An 18,753-nucleotide genomic window follows, 5' to 3' on the forward strand; every position below is an offset into this window, starting at 1 on the left:
ACCGCATGAGTGACGAGACCCAGGACGGACAGATCCCGGAGGACGCCGGCCTCGCCGGCGACCTCGAGCACACCCCCGTGCTGACCGACCGCGTGGAGCAGGTGGACCTGCAGACCGAGATGCAGCGGTCCTACCTCGACTACGCGATGGCCGTCATCGTGGGCCGCGCCCTGCCGGACGTCCGTGACGGGCTCAAGCCGGTGCATCGGCGCGTGCTCTACGCGATGTACGACGGCGGCTACCGCCCGGACCGTTCCTTCAACAAGTGCGCCCGCGTGGTCGGCGAGGTCATGGGCCAGTACCACCCGCACGGCGACTCCGCGATCTACGACGCCCTCGTGCGGCTGATCCAGGGCTGGGTGATGCGCTACCCGCTCGCCCTGGGCCAGGGCAACTTCGGCTCCCCGGGCAACGACGGCGCGGCGGCCCCGCGGTACACCGAGACCAAGATGGCGCCCATCGCCATGGAGATGGTCCGGGACATCCACGAGGAGACCGTCGACTTCCAGGACAACTACGACGGCAAGAACCAGGAGCCGTCGGTGCTGCCGTCCCGGTTCCCCAACCTGCTGGTCAACGGCTCCTCCGGCATCGCCGTGGGCATGGCCACCAACATCCCGCCGCACAACCTGCGCGAGGTCGCGGATGGGGTGCAGTGGTACCTCCAGCACCCGGACGTCTCCAACGAGACGCTGCTCGAGGAGCTCCTGCAGCGGATCAAGGGCCCGGACTTCCCGACCGGCGCGCAGATCCTCGGCCACAAGGGCATCGAGGACGCCTACCGCACCGGCCGCGGCTCGATCGCCATGCGCGCCGTGGTCAACGTCGAGGAGATCCACAACCGCACCTGCCTGGTGGTCACCGAGCTGCCCTACCAGGCGAACCCGGACAACCTCGCGATGAAGATCGCCGACCTCGTCAAGGACGGCCGGATCACCGGCATCGCCGACATCCGGGACGAGACCTCCGGGCGCACCGGCCAGCGCCTGGTGATCGTGCTCAAGCGCGACGCCGTGGCCAAGGTGGTGCTCAACAACCTCTACAAGCACACGCAGCTGCAGGACAACTTCTCCGCCAACATGCTCGCGCTCGTGGACGGGGTGCCCCGCACCCTGAGCCTCGACGCGTTCATCCGGCACTGGGTCACCCACCAGATGGACGTCATCGTCCGCCGCACCCGGTACCGCCTGCGGCAGGCCGAGGCCGAGGCCCACATCCTGCGGGGCCTGCTCAAGGCGCTCGACGCCCTCGACGAGGTCATCGCGCTCATCCGCCGCTCCCCGACGGCCGACGACGCCCGCACCGGGCTCATGGAGCTCCTGCAGATCGACGAGGATCAGGCGCAGGCCATCCTCAACATGCAGCTGCGCCGGCTCGCGGCCCTCGAGCGGCAGAAGATCCAGGACCGGCACGCGGAGCTCGAGCGGCTCATCGCCGAGTACACCGAGATCATCGCCTCCGAGGAGCGCCAGCGGGGCATCATCTCCTCGGAGCTCGACGAGATCGTGGGCCGCTACGGCGACGACCGCCGTTCCGAGATCATGTACGGCTACGACGGCGACATGTCGATGGAGGACCTGATCCCCGAGGAGGAGATGGTCGTGACCATCACCCGCGGCGGGTACGTCAAGCGCACGCGCTCCGACCAGTACCGCTCCCAGCGGCGCGGCGGCAAGGGCGTGAAGGGCGCGCAGCTGCGCGGGGACGACGTCGTCGAGCACTTCTTCGTCACCACCACCCACAACTGGATCCTGTTCTTCACGAACCTGGGCCGGGTCTACCGCACCAAGGCGTACGAGCTGCTCGAGGCGGGCCGGGACTCCAAGGGCCAGCACGTGGCCAACCTGATGGCCTTCCAGCCGGGGGAGCGGATCGCCCAGGTCATGGAGCTGCGCTCCTACAGCGACGCCCCGTACCTGGTGCTCGCCACCCGCAGGGGCCTGATCAAGAAGTCCCGGCTGCTGGACTACGACACCAACCGCACGGCCGGGGTGATCGCGATCAATCTGCGCGACGACGACGAGCTCGTCTCGGCCCAGCTGGCGTCCGCGCAGGACGACCTGCTCCTGGTCTCCCGCAACGGCATGTCCCTGCGCTTCACCGCGAGCGACGAGGTGCTGCGTCCCATGGGCCGGGCGACCTCCGGCGTCACCGGCATGAAGTTCCGCGACGGCGACGAGCTGCTCTCCGCCAACGTGGTCACCGACGATGCCTACGTCTTCGTGGTCACCGAGGGCGGCTACGCCAAGCGCACCAAGGTCGAGGAGTACCGGGTGCAGGGCCGCGGCGGCCTCGGCATCAAGGTGGCGAAGCTCGCGGAGCAGCGCGGCCGGCTGGTCGGCGGGATCATCGTGGGCGAGGAGGACGAGGTCCTCGTGGTCATGGAGTCCGGGAAGGTGGTGCGCACCGGCGCCTCCGAGGTCCCGGCCAAGGGCCGCGACACGATGGGCGTGATCTTCGCGAAGCCCGCGCAGGGTGACGCGATCACCGGGGTGGCCCGCAACGCCGACCGGGAGATCGCCGAGGAGGTCGACGCCGAGGCCGTGGCTGAGGTCGACGTCCAGCTCGACGAGACGATGGAGACGGCCGACGTGCTGGACGCCGGTGAGGGCGACGAGCTCGATCCGGTCCCCGGTTCCGGGGACACCACGGACGATGAAGTAGCGTTGGACCCGAACAACAACGGAGGTAACGCATGAGCTCGAGTTCCGGCTCCAACGCCGCCGGCAAGTCCGGACGCACCCCCCTGGCGTCCGCACCCCGCGCAGGGACCGGGGCGCCGTCCGGGGCGGCGAGGTCCTCGACGAGCGCCCGGACCGCGCCGAAGCCGGTGCAGACCGCTTCCGGGCTCGCGAAGTCGAGCACCGCCAAGCCCGGCCCGGCGAAGAGCACCCGGCCCGCCGCCTCGACCAAGGGCCTGGTCCGCCCGGCCCCGCGCCCGCGGGTGCGCCGGGCCCGCCTGGTGGTCTCCAAGGTGGACACCTGGTCGGTGCTCAAGCTCGCGTTCCTGCTGTCGGTCGCGCTGGGGATCATCACCGTGGTCGCCGCGGTCGTGCTGTGGATCGTGCTGGACCTCACGGGCCTGTTCGACGGGATCAACGAGCTGCTCGGGATGCTGGGCGGCGCGGGCGGGACCCTGAACATCAAGGACTTCCTGTCCCTGGGGCAGATCGCGATCTTCGCGACCATCGTCTCCGTGGTCAACGTCATCCTGCTGACCGCCCTGTCGGTGCTCGCCGCGCTGCTGTACAACATCGCGGCGGCCCTCGTGGGCGGGGTCGGGCTCACCCTCACGGACGACTGATCCGGCACCTTCGCCGGAGTCCGGCCCGGCCGGGGCGATTTGGCACGGGTCGGCAACTCCGGTATCGTTTCTTCTCGGTCCGCAAGGGCCGGGAGGGCGTATAGCTCAGACGGTTAGAGCGCTTCGCTGATAACGAAGAGGTCCCAGGTTCAATTCCTGGTACGCCCACGGTTCCCTTTTCCGCAGGTCAGGAGGCTGGCGTGAACAGGAAGACGGCTGCGGTCATCGCCCTCGTCGGGGCATCGGTCGCGGTGCTCACCAAGCTGCGGGAGGCCGACGCCGACAGGGACGCCTGGGCGGACGCCACCGACGAGGTGGAGTAGTCCGCACACCGCGGGGGCGTGGCGCAATTGGTAGCGCATCTGCTTTGCAAGCAGAGGGTTAGGGGTTCGAGTCCCCTCGCCTCCACCACATCAGGATCCCGATCGAGCGCCTGCTCGGTCGGGATCCTGCCGTTCGCCGCCCGCTCCGCACCGGTGTCACCGCATGCCGGGAGCGGTTCTCGTGGCAGACTGGGCGCGTCCTCGACCGTCCTCCCGGCGCGCTCACCGGCAGCGGCCGGGTGAGCTGCCCGGAACCCAGGAGACGCCATGCCCCGAGACGACTTCGCCGCCGAGGCGCTCACCCCCCTGCCGGGCATCGACCCCGGCGAACCGCTCGAGCGGGTCAGCGGCTGGAAGGTCGTGGGACCCGGCCTGGTGGTCGCCGCCACCGGTGTGGGCGCCGCGGACCTCGTGGCCACGCTCACCGCCGGCTCCCGGTTCGGCTACGGCCTGCTCTGGGCCGTCGTGCTCGGCACGATCCTGAAGATCATCCTCGTCGAGGGCGCCGGCCGGTACTCCCTGGCCACCGGGCGCACCATCTTCGAGGGGTGGCGCTCCCTCGGCCGGTGGACCACCGTCTACTTCGGCCCCTACATCCTCATCTGGGGGTTCGTCTACGGCGCCACCGCCATGTCGTCGGCCGCGCTGCCGCTGGCGGCACTGTTCCCGGTCCTGCCGCTGTGGGCGTGGGCGATCCTCATGGGCCTGCTCGGCTTCTCCATGGTCTGGTTCGGCCGCTACGCCCTCGTGGAGCGGCTCGCCGCGCTCATGGTGGGCATCATGTTCGTCGTGGTCGTGGGACTGGCCGTCATCGCGGCCCCCAACGTCCCCGCCATGCTCGCGGGCTTCGTGCCCATCATCCCGGAGGGCGGCCTGGTCTACACCCTGGCGCTCGCCGGAGGCATCGGCGGCACCATCACCCTGGCCGCCTACGGCTACTGGCTCCGGGAGAAGGGCTGGTACCGGCCGCGCTGGATGCGGGTGATGCAGCTGGACAACGCGGCCGCCTACACGGTCACCGGCATCTTCGTGGTCGCGATGCTCATCGTGGGCGTCGAGGTCCTCTACTCCGCGGGCTACGCGATCAGCGCGGGGGACGAGGGCCTGCTGGAGCTGGGCGAGATCCTCAACGACCGCTACGGTGAGGTCATCGGCACCGCGTTCCTCGTCGGGTTCTGGGCGGCGTCCTTCTCCTCCCTGGTCGGCGTGTGGTCCGGCGTCTCCCTGATGTTCGCCGACTTCTGGGGCAACATCCGCGGCAAGCACAGCGGGCACCCGGACACCGTGACGGGCGGCAAGTACTTCCGGTTCTACCTGCTCTGGCTGACGTTCCCGCCGATGCTGCTGTTCATGCTGGGCCGGCCGGTGTTCCTGATCCTGCTCTACGGCGTGCTGGGCGCCCTGTTCATGCCGTTCCTGGCGCTGACCCTGATCTGGCTGCTCAACACGCGGCGCACCCCCGAGCGCTGGCGCAACGGCGTTGGCACGAACGTGATGCTCGGGGTGTGCGTGGTGCTGTTCACCGTGCTCGGGCTCTACCAGGCGTGGGACACGCTCCAGGACGTGATCGTCTGGTTCCAGGGCTGAGCGTCCGGCCCCGGCAGCACAGAGGCCCCCGCTCCGGAAGGGAGCGGGGGCCTCTGCCGGAGCGGGCGGGGATCAGGCCTCGTTCTCGTCCTTCTTGCCCTGGATCTGCTCCTTGACCTCGTGGATCGTGGTCTTGGCGTCCTCGCCGACGGTCTTCGCGCTGTCCTTGACCTCGGAGGCGGCCTCCGAGACACCACCGGACTGACCGGCCGGGGTGGTCGCGTCCTTGACGTCGTCGACCTGCACGCCGGTGCCGGCGGCCACGGTGGACTCCTGGGCCACCGGGGACGCGGTCACGCGCGGGGACGTGGCCGTGGGGGTCTGCCAGGGGTCCTCGACGGGGCGCGACGCCTTCCAGGCGGCCACGCCGGCCGCGCCACCGGCAACGAGCAGGCCCAGCAGCAGCAGGCCCTTGTGCGACTTCTCGGCCTTCTTCTGCTGCCTGGCGTAGTCGTTGGCGACCTTCGCGGCGGCCTTCTTCGCGTTGGCCACGGCCTTCTTGTCACCGGTCAGCTTCGCGACGATGGCCTCGAGCTGCTCGGGGGTGTCCGCGTCGGCGAACTTGCCCGCGAGCAGGGCGGCGGCACCGGCGTACTTCGCCTGCACGGCGGCACGGCTCTCGGTGGCCCGGTCGGCGGCCTTCGCGGCCACGGGGCCGGCGGTCTTCGCGGCCTTCGCTGCGACCGGGGCGGCCACGGCGGCGGCCTTCAGCTTCGCGGAATCGGAGAGCTCGTGGGCACGGCCCAGGCCCTCCTGGACCTTGGGGCCGGCGGTCGCGACGCCACCGGCGAGGGCGGCGGCGCCCGCCTCGACGCTGTGCTGGAGCCGGGGCGCGAGGTCACCGATCTCCTTGGACGCCCACTTGCCGGCGTCCAGGACCTTGCTCTCCGCGGCCTTCTGCGCCGCGCCGGCCTTCTTCTCGCTCTTGGACTTCTTGAAGCTCATGAATCCATCCCTCCTCGGGTCGTGACAATCCAAGCTCAGCATACGGGCAGAGCCCTCACGGCAGGAGGGTGCGCCGCGCAATCCCGGGCCTTTTCACTGTGCGCTGAACCCCACCGCCCCACCGGGAAAGGCCTCCGGGCGCCGTGCAAGAATGAGCGCATGACTTCTGCCATCCCCACCGCCAAGGCGACCATCCACACGAACCACGGCGACATCGTCGTGAACCTGTTCGGCAACCACGCCCCGAAGACGGTCAAGAACTTCATCGGCCTCTCGGACGGCACCCAGGAGTGGAACGACCCGCGCACCGGTGAGAAGCAGACGGGTCCCCTCTACCAGGACGTGGTCTTCCACCGCATCATCCGGGACTTCATGATCCAGGGCGGTGACCCCCTGGGCCAGGGCATCGGCGGGCCGGGCTACGAGTTCGACGACGAGATCCACCCCGAGCTCGACTTCAGCAAGCCCTACGTCCTGGCGATGGCCAACGCCGGCAAGCGCAACGGCAAGGGCACCAACGGGTCCCAGTTCTTCATCACCACCGCCCCCACCACCTGGCTGCAGGGCAAGCACACGATCTTCGGCGAGGTCGCCGACGACGCGTCCCGGAAGGTCGTGGACGAGCTGAACAACGTCCGCACCGGCGGCATGGACCGTCCGGTCGAGGACTGCGTGATCACCTCGATCGACATCGAGCAGCTCTAGATCCGAGCACTCTCCCCGCCCGGCCCCGCCGGGAGGGGGACCAGCGGCGCAGGCCCGTCCGGAGCGATCCGGACGGGCCTGCGCCGTTCCCGTCCAGACCCGTCCAGCGATCCGGGCCCGCAGACCGGCCCAGGAGGAGTTCCAGTGAGCGGCGAGCGACCGCAGTACGGCGCGTCCACCGGGGGAGACGTCCCGGTGTGCCCGCGCCACCCCGACCGGCCGGCGTACGTGCGGTGCCAGCGGTGCGGCCGGCCGACGTGCCCGGAGTGCCAGCGCACCGCCGCGGTGGGCGTGCACTGCGTCGACTGCGTGCAGGAGGCGACGCGCTCGCGCCCCGCCGTCCGCACGAGCCTCGGCGGGCGGGCGGCCCAGGGCTCCCCGATGCTCGTCACGTGGTGGCTCATCGGCGCCAACGCCGTGGTCTACGCGCTGCAGTGGCTCGTGCAGGCGGCGGGCGTGAGCCTGCTGCAGCTGTTCGCCTACGCCCCCGTGACCACGACCTCCGAGCCGTGGCGGATGCTCACGAGCGGCTTCCTGCACTCCATGTCCAGTCCGCTGCACCTGCTCCTGAACATGTACATGCTCTACCTCTTCGGGCGGATGCTCGAGCCGGCGCTGGGCCGCGGCCGGTTCCTCGTGCTGTTCCTGCTCTCCGTCCTGGGCGGCTCCGTGGGCGTGCTGCTGCTCTCGCACCCGCTCAGCCTCGTGGTCGGCGCCTCCGGCGGCGTCTTCGGCCTCTTCGGCGCCCTGTTCGTGCTGCAGCGCCACCTGGGGCAGTCCATCACGCCCATCGCGGTGCTGATCGGGGTGAACGTCGTCTTCGGGTTCCTGTTCCCCGGCATCGCCTGGCAGGCGCACCTCGGCGGGCTCGTCATGGGAGCCCTCGTCGCCTTCGGCTACACGGCCACCACCCGCCGGCGCCGCGGAGCCGGGCGCCGCCGGTGAGGCGCCCCGCCGGTGACGCGCCCCGCCACGCCGCCCGGGAGCGCTCGCGGGCGGCGGGGAACGAGCGCCTTGTCCACAGGGGTTGTCCCCACCTGTCGAGAAGTTACACCGGTGGAATTCCATACCTGTGAGCAACGGTGTGGACAGTGCCAGGGCGGCTTCCACAGCTGTTAATAACGCTGTGGAGAGGGAACTGTGCACACGGTTCTCCACACCTGTGGACAACGTTGTGCACCGGTTGGGGAGGACACGGGCGACCGCGGCGTCCTGGCCGGCGTCCTCAACCGATCCTCAGGTGGCGTGCGGAAGACTGGACGGGGGCGGACCCTGCCGCGCCCACGGACGAGGACGGGAGGACGCGTGCGCGTGCTGCTGGTGGAGGACGAGGTGGACCTCGCGGAGTCGCTGCGCCGTGGTCTCACGAACGAGGGCTTCGTCGTGGACGTCGCCCACGACGGCGTCACCGGGGGGTGGCTGGCCCGTGAGAACCCCTACGACGTCGTGGTCCTGGACCTGATGCTGCCGGGCAGGAACGGCTACGCCGTGCTCGAGGACCTGCGCGCCGCCGAGAACTGGGTCCCCGTCCTGATGCTCACCGCCAAGGACGGGGAGTACGACCAGACCGATGCCTTCGACCTCGGCGCCGACGACTACCTCACCAAGCCCTTCAGCTTCCTCGTGCTCGTGGCCCGGCTGCGCGCCCTCATCCGCCGGGGAGCGCCCGAGCGGCCCGTGGTGCTCACCGTCGGGTCCCTGCAGCTCGATCCCGTCCGCCGGACGGTGGCCCGCCGCGGGCAGCTCCTCGAGCTCACCACCAAGGAGTACGTCATCCTCCAGTACCTGATGCAGAACGGGGACAAGGTCGTCTCGAAGTCCGAGATCATGGACAACGCCTGGGACGCCGGCTTCGAGGGCTCCGAGAACATCGTCGAGGTCTACGTGGGCTACCTCCGGAGGAAGATCGACGCCCCCTTCGGCCTCTCGACCCTGCAGACGGTCCGCGGCATGGGCTACCGGCTGGTCCCGGACGAGCCCGGGACCGCGGCGTCGTGACCTCCTCCGGGCGAGGCCTCCTCGACCGGTGGGGGGTGCGGGAGCGCAGCACGGCGGCGGCGGCGCTGCTCATCCTCCTGGTGATGGCCGTGGCCGGGGCCGTGCTGCTCGAGGTCCTGAGCCGCGCGGCCGTGGGGGCGGCGCACGACCAGGCCGTGGCGCGGCAGACCGAGATCCTGCAGGACCTGGGGCTGCCGTGGGGACCGCGCAGCGCCGGAGGCGCTGCGGGGGAGACGGCCGTGTTCGCACAGGCCGGGCTCGGCGAGCTGATGCTGCGGCTCGGCCGACCGGGGGTCATCGTGCAGATCCAGGACACGGAGGGACGGGTGGTGGCCGCGGCCCCCGCCAGCGCCCTGGACACGGACCTGTCCGTGCCGGTCCTGGAGCCGGGGCAGTCCTCCGACTCCGCGGCGACCGGCGGGGGGCCCGCGCTCGGGACCGACGACTTCGTGTATGTCGCTCATGGCATGTACATCAACGGCGTGCCCCTGACGCTCACCGTGGCCGTGCCCATGGCGCTGCAGCAGGGCACCCTCCGGACCGTGCTCCTCTTCCTGCTGGTCGGCGGTCCGGTGCTCGCGCTGCTCGGGGCCGCCCTCATGTGGTTCCTCGTCGGCCGCTCTCTGGCCCCGGTGCGCCGCATCACCGGACAGGTCCGGCGCATCGGCACGGCCCGCCTGGGGGAGCGGGTGGACGTGCCCCCCACCCGGGACGAGATCGCGGTGCTCGCCGAGACCATGAACGGGATGCTGGACCGGCTGCAGGCGTCGGACCGCGCGCAGCGCAGGTTCGTCGCGGACGCCTCCCACGAGCTCCGCAGCCCGCTGGCCACCCTCACCACCACGATCGAGGTGGCCGCCTCGGACCCGTCCGGGGCGGCGTGGGCCGAGGTCGCCCCCGTCCTCAGGTCCCAGTCCCGCCGGATGGGACGGCTGGTGGAGGACCTCCTGACCCTCGCCAAGGTCGACGACGCCGGGCTGCGGCTGCGCGCCGCGGACACCGACCTGGACGAGGTGGTCCGGGAGGAGATCGCCCGGATGCGGCCGGCCTCGCGGCACGAGCTGCGCGTGCACGTGGACCCCGTGCGGATCCGGGGGGACGCCAGCCGGCTGCAGCAGGTGGTGCGCAACCTGCTCTCCAACGCGGAGCGGCACGCGGACACCTGGATCGCCGTCTCGCTGCGGGCGGAGGGCAAGGAGGCGGTCGTGGCCGTGGTCAACGACGGCGGCACCATCGCGCCCAAGGACCGGGAGCGGGTCTTCGAGCGGTTCGTGCGGCTCGACGACTCCCGGAGCCGGGACACGGGCGGATCCGGGCTGGGTCTCGCCATCAGCCGGGAGATCGTCGCGGCCCACGGGGGAACGATCAGCGCGGGCGAGGACCTGCGGGGCCGATGCCGCTTCGAGGTGCGTCTCCCGCTGGAGGGCGGGACCCCCGCGGGCTGAGCGCCGCTCAGTACCCGGCGGCGGCGGCATCCCAGACCTGCGCGGTCAGCTCGTCGACGCGCTCCTCGGGCGCGCGCTGGGCGCGCAGGGCCTGGGCGACGAGCCGCTGCGCGGTCGCGGCCAGGTGCTCGCGCATGGCGCCTGCCGCCGCCGCCTCGTCCCGGGCGAGGACGGCCCGGACCAGCGCGTCGTGCTCGCGCGCGAGCTCTCCGACGGGTCGTCGGGACGGGGCGGCCACGACGCCCAGGAAGGACGTGGTGGTGCGCAGGCGCTCCACGAGCTGGACGGCCTGGGAGTTGCCGGCGAGGAGCAGCAGCAGGCGGTGCAGCCCCGCGTCGGCCTCGGCGGCCGCCTCGAGGTCCCCTGCCCGGGCCGCCCCGTGCAGCGCCTCCCACTGGGCCCGGACCCGGCCCAGCTCCTCGGGCTGCGCGAGCCGGGCGGCCCGGCGGGCGGCCGGCACCTCCAGGGCGGTGCGCACCGCGAGGATCTCCGCGACGTCGGTGGGGCTGACCTCGACGATCTCGAAGCCGCGGTTGCGGTGGAACCGGATCAGCCCGGCCTCGCCGAGCCGCAGCAGGCCCTCCCGGACGGGGCTGCGGGAGACGTCCATGGCGGAGGCCAGCTGCTGCACCGAGTACAGCCGCCCGGGCTCCATCTCGCCCGCGGTGATCGCCCGGCGCACCGCGGCCATCACCTGCACGGCGAGCGAGCTCCCGGTCGTGGCGGTCACGGACGGCAACGAGGGGGCCGCCGCCCCGGGGCGGCTGTCGGCCGGTGACCCGGCGACGGAGCGGGGTGGGGCGGTCACGGGGTGATCGTCAGCTTGATGTCCCCGGGGCGGTGCTCCTCGGCCCGATGCATGGCCTCCGCGATCCGCTCGAGGGGGAACTCGGGCCCGAGGCAGTGCTCCACGTCGATCTCGCCCTCGGAGATCCGGCGCAGGGCCTCCCGGAAGGACGTGAGCCCCGGCTCGGCCTGCGCCGCCACGGAGCACTGCAGCCGCAGGTTCTTGCGGAACGCCGTCCACAGCGGGACCTCGGTGGGCCCGTGCCGCTCCGGCAGGCCGAAGAAGCCGACGATGCCCCGGTCGGCCGCGAGCTCGACGGCCTGGTCGCGCAGCACGTCGTGCCCCACGGCCTCGACCACGAGGTCGGCACCGCGGCCGCCGGTCACCTCGGCGACGACGGCGGCGAGGTCCTGCTCCGGCACCCGCACGGGGACGGCGCCCAGCCCGCGGGCGACGTCGAGCCTGCTCGCGTCCAGGTCCGAGGCGACGACGTGGGCGAAGCCCAGTCTCCGGGCCTCCTCGACGAAGAACAGCCCGGCCGATCCCGCTCCGATCACCACGCACGTGTGCGCCCGGCGGGCGGGCGTCTCCACGGGCCAGAACTGGCGCATCGCGTAGAGGCAGGTGCCGTACTGCTGGGCCATCATGAGCCGCCGCAGCTGGAGGGAGTCCTCCGGGTCCGTGCCGGCGGGCAGCTCGACGACGTGCAGGTCGTCCAGCAGCTGGAGCTCCGCGAAGCACCCGCCCATCTCGCCCTGGGGGACGGTCAGCACCAGGGCGCCCTCCGGGACGCGCTCCGACCGGGACTCGACCACCACCCCGACCCCCTCGTGGCCGGGGTAGCCGGGGCGGCGGGGGCCCTCCGCGTGGAGCAGCCCGTGGAAGGCCGCGTGCAGGTCCGATCCGCAGATCGAGGCGTGCAGCATGCGCACCACCAGCTGACCGGGTTCCCGGGCCTGCGGATCGGGCCAGTCGGTGATCGTGACCGTGCCCGTGGTGGGGACGTGGGATCCTCGCATGCGCGCCTCCTGCTGTCGGGCGCCCCGGGCGCCGGTGGGTGACATGCTACCCACGGTTCGAGGCCCTCGGCGGGCGTGACGCCGGATTAAACGCCCGGGGCGCCCGGGTCCGCGCCGACGGCATCGGCGGGGACGGCGAAGACGGGGCGGGGAGACTGCAGCCGGGCGGGCGAGGGCAGCTCGCGGCGCAGGACCCGGTCCCCGCGCTCGAGCTCGAGGGAGAATCCGGCGACGGCGTGGTGCACGTTCTCGCTCAGCACTGTCCGCTCCACGACCTGCTCAGGGCCGGGCGCCCCGTGCAGCAGCAGCACGGGCTCGCCCTCCCGCAGCTCTCGCTCGACCCGGTCCAGCGCCTGCATCCAGTGGCTCTCCCGCACGCCATCGGGGGCGCGGAACGGCACGAGGACGGCGCCGCCCGCCTCCTCGTGCGCGCCCGGCACCAGGACCCACGCCCGCCGGCCGGCCGGGGGTTCGACGGGGGCCGTGCGGCCCTCCGAGGGCACGGGCCACACGTAGTCCAGTCCGGCGGGGTCGTCGGGGAAGACCACCCGGTAGAGCTCCTCGTCCTTGCGGAGCAGGTTCGATCGGTGCGAGCGGTGGAACGCCTCGTCGCCCAGCCAGGGGGGCTGCGGCGCCGCGTCGTCGTCGGGCCAGCGGTCCCAGGCCTCGGGGGCGAACTCGCGGATCTGCCATCCCGTGCTGTCGGCCCCGCCGCGGGCGGTCCACTCGTCGACCATCGCGCGGCCGTAGGCGACGAGGGCGGGCACGTGCCCGGACCACATCGCCGTGGCCGGGTGACGGTACCACCCGTAGCCGGGCACGGTGGCGGCGCGCAGCACCTGCAGGGTCTCCACCCGCTGCTTGCCGAGCCGCTTGCGGTCGAGGACGCGCGCGGAACGAGCGAAGTCCGGGTACGGGAGGAAGGTCTGCACCGACCCAGTCTCCTACGGATCCGCGGCCTCCACCACCGTACGGGTGGTGGAGGCCTGCGGATCAGTAGGCCTTGACGCGCTGCTCCACGATGAGGTGGATCAGGGCGAAGCGGCCCTCCTCGTCGATCGCCTTCAGCGCCGCCTCGAGGGCGCCGGGGATCTCGGCGTCGGTCTCCACGCGCACCCCGAACCCGCCGAAGGCCTGGGCCATCAGGGCGAAGTCCGGGTTCTTCAGCTGGGTGCCGGAGACCCGGTGCGGGTAGTCGCGCTCCTGGTGGGTGCGGATCGTGCCGTACTCCTGGTTGTCCATCACGATCACCAGTGGGGTGGCCCCGTACTGGGCCGCCGTGGCCAGCTCCTGGCCGTTCATCAGGAACTCCCCGTCCCCGGCGATCGTCACGACCCGCCGGCCCGGGTAGCGCAGGGAGGCCGCCACGGCGGAGGGCACCGAGTAGCCCATGGAGCCGTTGCGGGCCGAGATCATCGCCGCGTACCCCTTGGCGGGGAAGTAGCGGTGGGCGAAGTTGGTGTGCTCCCCGGCGCCGAAGGTGCACATCGCGTCGTCGGGCAGGCCCGCCACGAGGTGGGCCATCATCGTGTCCATCCGCGCCGGGGCGTGCGCCGGGGTCTGGGCGGTGACCATCGGGGCGGGGGTGGAGAACTCCACCTGCTTGGCCCGCAGCCGGGCGGTCCACTCCTTCCACGCCGGCTTGGCCGGCAGGTCGATGCGCACCAGGTCGCGGACGAACACGTCCGGTTTCGCCACGATCTGGTAGGACACCGGGCCCGAGCGCCCGCGCAGGGACGGGTCGATGGTGACCAGGAAGTTCTTCTTCTCCCAGTCCTGGCGGACCAGGAAGCCGTTGGTGATCACGTCCCCGGGGACGGTGCCCACGAAGACCAGCAGGTCGGTCTCCTCGAGCATCTCGAAGGTCGCGGCCGGGCGGCCGTAGCCGATCGGGCCCACGTAGGAGCCGGAGTCGAACGGGACGGTGCCCTCGGTGCGCCACTCGGCCGCGGCCGGCAGGTGGTGCTCCTCCAGCCAGTCGGTGAGCCCGGCCGCACCCTCGCAGGTCCAGTCGTTGCCGCCGGTGACGAACAGGGGCTTCTCCGCCCCCACCAGGGCGTCGCGCAGGGCCTTCCAGTCGTGGACGGTCATCCCGCCGGTGGCCACCGGGATCGGCGGGTGCAGGGTCGCGTCGATCTCGGCCTTGATGATGTCCTCGGGCAGCCCCACGACCACGGGGCCGGGGCGGCCGGAGTTGGCGGCGAACATGGCCTCGGCCACGATCTCGGAGGCCCGCTCGGCGTGGTCGAGGACCATCACGCGCTTGGCCCCGGAGTCGAACCAGGCGTGCGGGTCGAACTCCTGGAACGCCTCCCGGTCGCGGTGCTCGAAGGGGATCAGACCCACGAACAGCACCATCGGGGTGGAGTCCTGCCAGGAGGTGTGCAGTCCCACGTGGGCGTTGGCCGCCCCGGGGCCGCGGGTGACCATGGCCACCCCGGGGACGGTGTTCATCTTGCCGTCGGCCTCGGCCATGTAGGCGGCCCCGCCCTCGTGGCGGCACACCACCGTCTCGATCGGGGAGGAGTGCAGCCCGTCGAGCACGTCCAGGTAGGACTCGCCGGGCACCACGTAGGTGCGCTGCACGCCGTGCGCCACGAGCGTGTCCACGATGACGTGGCCCGCCGACTTGCGGCCAGTGGTCTGTGCGGGGGATGCGGGGTCCGCAGTGGTCTGGGTCAACGTGGGTCCTTTTCGCCGTTGAAAATGGAGCAGTGGGCCTGGGCAGGCCGGAACCGGCTCGGGGGTCCGGGCCTGGCGCAGTTCATCCGAAAATACCCGATGCAGGCGGCGAGCCGTGTCCTGGCGGTCACGCAGGAGTAACGAAGCGCGCACAGCACCCGCGGTGCGCTGTGCGGTCCCGGGCCTGCACGGGGCGTCGGGGCCCGGGCACGACGGCGGCGGTGGTTTCCCCAGGAAGGGAGACCACCGCCGCCGCCGTGGACCTGCGCGCCGTTCAGTCCTGCATGTCCTCGAGCTCGATGCCGGTGGTCTCCCGGACCATCTTGACCGTGAAGACCAGCGAGATCAGTGCGAAGAACGCGTAGAGCCCGTAGGCGAGACCCAGGGAGAAGTCGGCCAGGGCCGGGAAGGTCACCGTGACCACCCAGTTGGCGATCCACTGCACGAACCCGGCCACGGCGAGGGCGGCACCGCGGATCCGGTTCGGGAACATCTCGCCGAGGAGCACCCACATCATGGGGCCCCACGAGACACCGAAGAAGACCACGAACAGGTTGGCGGCGACCAGGGCCAGGGGACCGGCGGTGGGGCCGAGCGCCGGGGCGCCGTCGACTACGTCGGCGGTGGCGAACAGGACGGCGAGGGTCGCCAGGGACAACGTCATGCCGGCCGAGCCGACGAGCAGGAGCCGGCGTCGGCCGACCTTCTCGACGAGCGCGATCGCGACGATGGTGACGGCGACGTTGACGATGGCCGTGATGACGGTGACGGTGAACGAGTCGGCCTCGGTGAAGCCCACGGACTGCCAGAGCACGGTCGAGTAGTAGAAGATCACGTTGATGCCCACGAACTGCTGCAGCGCGGCCAGGCCGATGCCCACCCACACGATGGGCTTGAGACCGGCGGTCCGTCCCCTCAGGTCGGACAGCCGGGGCTTGTGCTCGATCCGCAGGGACTCCTTGATGAGGCGCACCCGCTCGGCCGCCGACGCGGAGCCCTGCAGATTGGCCAGCACCGCCTGGGCCTCGTCCGGGCGGCCGTCCTCCACCAGGTAGCGGGGGGACTCGGGGATCGTGAAGGTCCCGACCAGATAGGCGATGGCCGGGACGGCCTCGGCCATGAACATCCACCGCCAGGCCTCAAGGCCCAGCCAGAGCTCCTCGGCGGCCCCGCCGGCCAGGGCGGCGAGCCAGGCGTCCACGGCCAGGGCGATGAAGATGCCCAGCACGATGCCCATCTGCTGCAGCGAGCCCAGCCGGCCACGGATGGATGCCGGGGCGACCTCCGCGATGTAGGCGGGAGCGATGACGGAGGCCACGCCCACTCCGACGCCACCGACGATGCGCCAGAACAGCAGCCAGCCGTAGGTGTCGACCACGCCGCAACCGATGGCGCTGACGAGGAAGAGCACCGCGGCGATCTTCATCACCGGGACGCGGCCCAGGATATCGGCCACCCGCCCGCCGAAGAACGCGCCGGCGGCGGCGCCGAGCAGGGCCGAGGCCACCAGGACGCCCAGTGCGACCGAGCCGGCGTCGAACTCCGCGTCGATGGCGGCGACTGCGCCGTTGATGACCGCGGAGTCGTAGCCGAAGAGGAAGCCGCCGAAAGCGGCGATGATGCTGATCCGGAGGACCGCCGAGGTGTTCGGCTGCTCCGCGACCCTCGGGGTCGTGGCGTCTTGGCTCATCGGAGAGCTCCCTTGCTGGTGGAGAGATCGGCGGCTGGTGGAGGGATCGGCTGCTGGGGAGGAAGCGGCGTGGAACGGGGACGTGCCGTCCCCCGCGCCCCGGAACGGACGCATCCGCTGAGGCCGAGGGCTTCGTGTGACGCGATCCACACTAAAACTCAGTGCGCTGAATGTCCATTAGTCGAAGACAGGAGTCGAGCGGCGCGTCACCCTCCCGGCACCGCTCCGGCGGGCAGCTCGGCGTGCTGCAGGGCGAGGACCACTGCGCCCACCACGTGGGCCTCGATCCCCAGCTGCGCGGCCTCGATCCGCAGGTCCCGCACGCTGCCGCGGAGCCCGTGGCGCGAGACGACCTCGCGCAGCGGACCGAGCAGCAGCTCACCGGCCCGGGCGATCTCACCGCCGACCACCACGAGCTCCGGGTTGATCGTGTTGCAGAGGTTGGCCACTGCCGTGCCGAGCAGGCGGCCGGTGTCGCCGACGACCCGCCCGCAGCCGACGTCGCCGGCGAGCGCCGCCGCCACGAGGCCGGGCACGGTCAGGTCGGCGCCGTGGGTGGCGGCCAGCAGACGCGTGATGTCCCCGGAGGACACGTAGGTCTCCAGGCAGCCCCGGTTGCCGCACCGGCACACCCGCCCGTGCTCGTCGACGGTCGTGTGGCCGAGCTCCCCGGCCGAGCCGGTGGCGCCGCGGAACAGCGAGCCGTTGAGGATCAGGCCCGCACCGACGCCGTGGCCGATCTTGAGGTAGACCATGTGCCGCGCGCCGCGCCCCGCGCCCCAGGCGTGCTCGCCGAGGGCGCCCGCGTTGGCGTCGTTCTCGACCACGACGGGCAGCCCGAGCCGGCGGCCGGCCTCCTCGCGCACGTCGATCCCGCTCCACGCCGGCAGGATCGGGCTCGCACTGACCAGCCGGCCCTCCAGGTCCACGGGAGCCGGGAGGGTGAGACCCGCGGCGAGCAGGCCCGACCGTGCTGTGCCGTGGTCCCGCAGCAGGGTGTCGAGGGTCCGGCCGACCAGCTCGAGGTCCTCGGCGAAGCGGTGCTCGTCGGGCAGCTCGTGCCGCCGTTGGGCGAGGATCCGCTGGTTCAGGTCCGCGACGGCCACCGTGAGGTGGCGGTGCCCCACGTCGATGCCGAGCACGTGGCCGGCCGAGCCCCGGAAGCCGACGAGCTGACCCCGGCGGCCGGCGCCGTCCGCCTCCATGACGAGCAGTCCGGCGCCGATCAGCTGGTGCACGATGTTCGACACCGTCGAGGGCGCGAGCGCGGTGCGCCGGGAGATCTGGGCCTGGGTGAGCCGGCCGTCCCGGCGCACCGTGTCGAGCACCCGGCGCTGGTTGGCGTTGCGCAGGGACGTCTGCGAACCGGGGGGAACCGGGAACCCTGCGGACTCGGACATCGCCGTCCTCTTTCACCGGTGAACGTGAACAGGAACTCCATCCTAAACGGCGTTCACAGGTCGAATACAGAGGGGAAGTGTCCAGGTGCCCCCCAGCAGTTCCGGGCGGGTGGGTCGGCAGGGACCTCCGCCGCGAGGCGTCAGAGGACCTTGCCGGCCTCGGCGATCAGCCCCTTGGCGGCGGCGACCTGTGCCGGGGAGGCCGCGACGAAGTGCTCCGTGCGGGTCACGACCGTGGGTACCGTGGCGTTGCCGCCGTTGAGGGACTCGACGAAGGCCAGGGCGTCCCGGTCCTCCCAGATGTTGGTCCACGCGGCCCGCTCGGCGTCCGGGCCCAGGCCGCGCTCGAGCATGCCGCAGAACGGGCACCCGGGCCGCCAGTAGATGGCCACCCCGCCCTCCTCCACGTGCGTCACGGCCTCGGCGTGGGAGACCGCCGGGCGGCGGCTGCGGGACGGGTCCTTCTTGAACACAGGTGCTCCTCGCGGGTCGGGCGGCTGGTGGGAGTGGCGGCCCAGTCTAGCCGGGCCGCCGCCCGTCAAGGGCTGTCCCCCGATGAGGGGACAGCGGGCGGGTGCAGCGTGCGCGGCGCGTTCCCGCCGGACAGGTCCGACCGATGCCGTACACAGCCGTTCGACGTTGATCATCGTCCCATTGCGAAGGTGTTCCACGTGAAACCAGACCGCCTCGGTGCTTGATCACCCTGTTCCGGATGATGAGCCACAAGGGGTGCCGTGGCGTACGCAGAGCGTCACACAGGCGTGCCGAAGACGCGGTCACCGCCCCCGAGCTTCATGATTTGTCATTCTCTGTACCGATTCGGGGAATTTTCCCCGATCTCTCTTGCCACCCCCGGGTCCGGGAGTCC

General features: G+C 71.8%; 16 protein-coding genes and 2 tRNA genes. 10 read left to right on the forward strand and 8 right to left on the reverse strand.

The genetic code is table 11. The features are described from left to right. Positions 1 to 5 precede the first annotated feature (5 nt). From gyrA to ABD220_RS05775, 6 genes are all read left to right on the forward strand, one after another. Positions 6 to 2,699: a DNA gyrase subunit A gene (gene gyrA, locus ABD220_RS05750; protein WP_344120630.1), complete on the forward strand. Its 2,694-nt coding sequence runs from the start codon at positions 6 to 8 to the stop codon at positions 2,697 to 2,699. After that, positions 2,696 to 3,304 (forward strand): DUF3566 domain-containing protein, encoded by a 609-nt coding sequence (locus tag ABD220_RS05755; protein WP_344120632.1) that lies wholly within the window; start codon positions 2,696 to 2,698, stop codon positions 3,302 to 3,304. The genes gyrA and ABD220_RS05755 overlap by 4 nt, the downstream gene beginning before the upstream one ends. 94 nt (positions 3,305 to 3,398) lie before the next feature. Further along, positions 3,399 to 3,472: transfer RNA gene (locus ABD220_RS05760), tRNA-Ile, on the forward strand. Positions 3,473 to 3,504: 32 nt separating this feature from the next. Next, entirely contained in the window at positions 3,505 to 3,627 is a 123-nt protein-coding gene (locus ABD220_RS05765; protein ID WP_344120634.1) for a hypothetical protein, read from the forward strand. Between the two features lie 12 nt (positions 3,628 to 3,639). Next, positions 3,640 to 3,715: transfer RNA gene (locus ABD220_RS05770), tRNA-Ala, on the forward strand. A gap of 179 nt (positions 3,716 to 3,894) precedes the next feature. Then, entirely contained in the window at positions 3,895 to 5,214 is a 1,320-nt protein-coding gene (locus ABD220_RS05775; RefSeq protein WP_344120636.1) for an Nramp family divalent metal transporter, read from the forward strand. Positions 5,215 to 5,286: 72 nt separating this feature from the next. On the opposite strand, the gene ABD220_RS05780 is transcribed toward ABD220_RS05775, so the two are convergent. Next, entirely contained in the window at positions 5,287 to 6,159 is an 873-nt protein-coding gene (locus tag ABD220_RS05780; protein ID WP_344120638.1) for a hypothetical protein, read from the reverse strand. Between the two features lie 159 nt (positions 6,160 to 6,318). Here ABD220_RS05780 and ABD220_RS05785 point away from each other — a divergent pair, with 159 nt between their 5' ends. The 4 genes from ABD220_RS05785 to ABD220_RS05800 all read left to right on the forward strand — a co-directional run bounded on the left by ABD220_RS05785 (position 6,319) and on the right by ABD220_RS05800 (position 10,307). Then, positions 6,319 to 6,864 carry a peptidylprolyl isomerase gene (locus ABD220_RS05785; protein WP_344120640.1) on the forward strand — a complete coding sequence of 182 codons (546 nt, stop codon included), beginning with the start codon at positions 6,319 to 6,321 and terminating at the stop codon, positions 6,862 to 6,864. Positions 6,865 to 7,008: 144 nt separating this feature from the next. After that, positions 7,009 to 7,809: a rhomboid family intramembrane serine protease gene (locus ABD220_RS05790; RefSeq protein ID WP_344120642.1), complete on the forward strand. Its 801-nt coding sequence runs from the start codon at positions 7,009 to 7,011 to the stop codon at positions 7,807 to 7,809. A gap of 360 nt (positions 7,810 to 8,169) precedes the next feature. Next, positions 8,170 to 8,862 carry a response regulator transcription factor gene (locus ABD220_RS05795; protein ID WP_344120643.1) on the forward strand — a complete coding sequence of 231 codons (693 nt, stop codon included), beginning with the start codon at positions 8,170 to 8,172 and terminating at the stop codon, positions 8,860 to 8,862. After that, positions 8,859 to 10,307: a sensor histidine kinase gene (locus ABD220_RS05800; protein WP_344120645.1), complete on the forward strand. Its 1,449-nt coding sequence runs from the start codon at positions 8,859 to 8,861 to the stop codon at positions 10,305 to 10,307. Before ABD220_RS05795 ends, ABD220_RS05800 begins: the two co-directional genes overlap by 4 nt. Before the next feature lie 7 nt (positions 10,308 to 10,314). On the opposite strand, the gene ABD220_RS05805 is transcribed toward ABD220_RS05800, so the two are convergent. From ABD220_RS05805 to ABD220_RS05835, 7 genes are all read right to left on the reverse strand, one after another. After that, positions 10,315 to 11,115, reverse strand: a complete 801-nt coding sequence (locus tag ABD220_RS05805; RefSeq protein WP_344120647.1) for a GntR family transcriptional regulator — start codon at positions 11,113 to 11,115, stop codon at positions 10,315 to 10,317. After that, positions 11,112 to 12,113, reverse strand: coding sequence for a zinc-binding dehydrogenase (locus ABD220_RS05810; RefSeq protein WP_344120649.1), 1,002 nt, complete (start codon positions 12,111 to 12,113; stop codon positions 11,112 to 11,114). The genes ABD220_RS05805 and ABD220_RS05810 overlap by 4 nt, the downstream gene beginning before the upstream one ends. Before the next feature lie 86 nt (positions 12,114 to 12,199). Further along, entirely contained in the window at positions 12,200 to 13,045 is an 846-nt protein-coding gene (locus ABD220_RS05815; RefSeq protein ID WP_344120650.1) for an MSMEG_6728 family protein, read from the reverse strand. Positions 13,046 to 13,106: 61 nt separating this feature from the next. After that, a complete protein-coding gene (locus tag ABD220_RS05820) occupies positions 13,107 to 14,795 on the reverse strand; it encodes a thiamine pyrophosphate-dependent enzyme (RefSeq protein ID WP_344120651.1) in 1,689 nt (562 codons plus the stop codon). Positions 14,796 to 15,069: 274 nt separating this feature from the next. Beyond that, on the reverse strand, positions 15,070 to 16,485 hold the full coding sequence (locus ABD220_RS05825; RefSeq protein WP_344120653.1) for a sugar porter family MFS transporter: 1,416 nt from the start codon (positions 16,483 to 16,485) through the stop codon (positions 15,070 to 15,072). A gap of 206 nt (positions 16,486 to 16,691) precedes the next feature. Further along, on the reverse strand, positions 16,692 to 17,885 hold the full coding sequence (locus ABD220_RS05830; protein ID WP_344120655.1) for an ROK family transcriptional regulator: 1,194 nt from the start codon (positions 17,883 to 17,885) through the stop codon (positions 16,692 to 16,694). A 140-nt stretch (positions 17,886 to 18,025) separates the two neighbouring features. Next, complete coding sequence (locus tag ABD220_RS05835; RefSeq protein WP_344120656.1) at positions 18,026 to 18,358, reverse strand: glutaredoxin domain-containing protein; 333 nt, start codon at positions 18,356 to 18,358, stop codon at positions 18,026 to 18,028. Positions 18,359 to 18,753 lie beyond the last annotated feature (395 nt).

The organism is Kocuria aegyptia (assembly GCF_039530085.1).
Lineage (GTDB): Bacteria > Actinomycetota > Actinomycetes > Actinomycetales > Micrococcaceae > Kocuria > Kocuria aegyptia.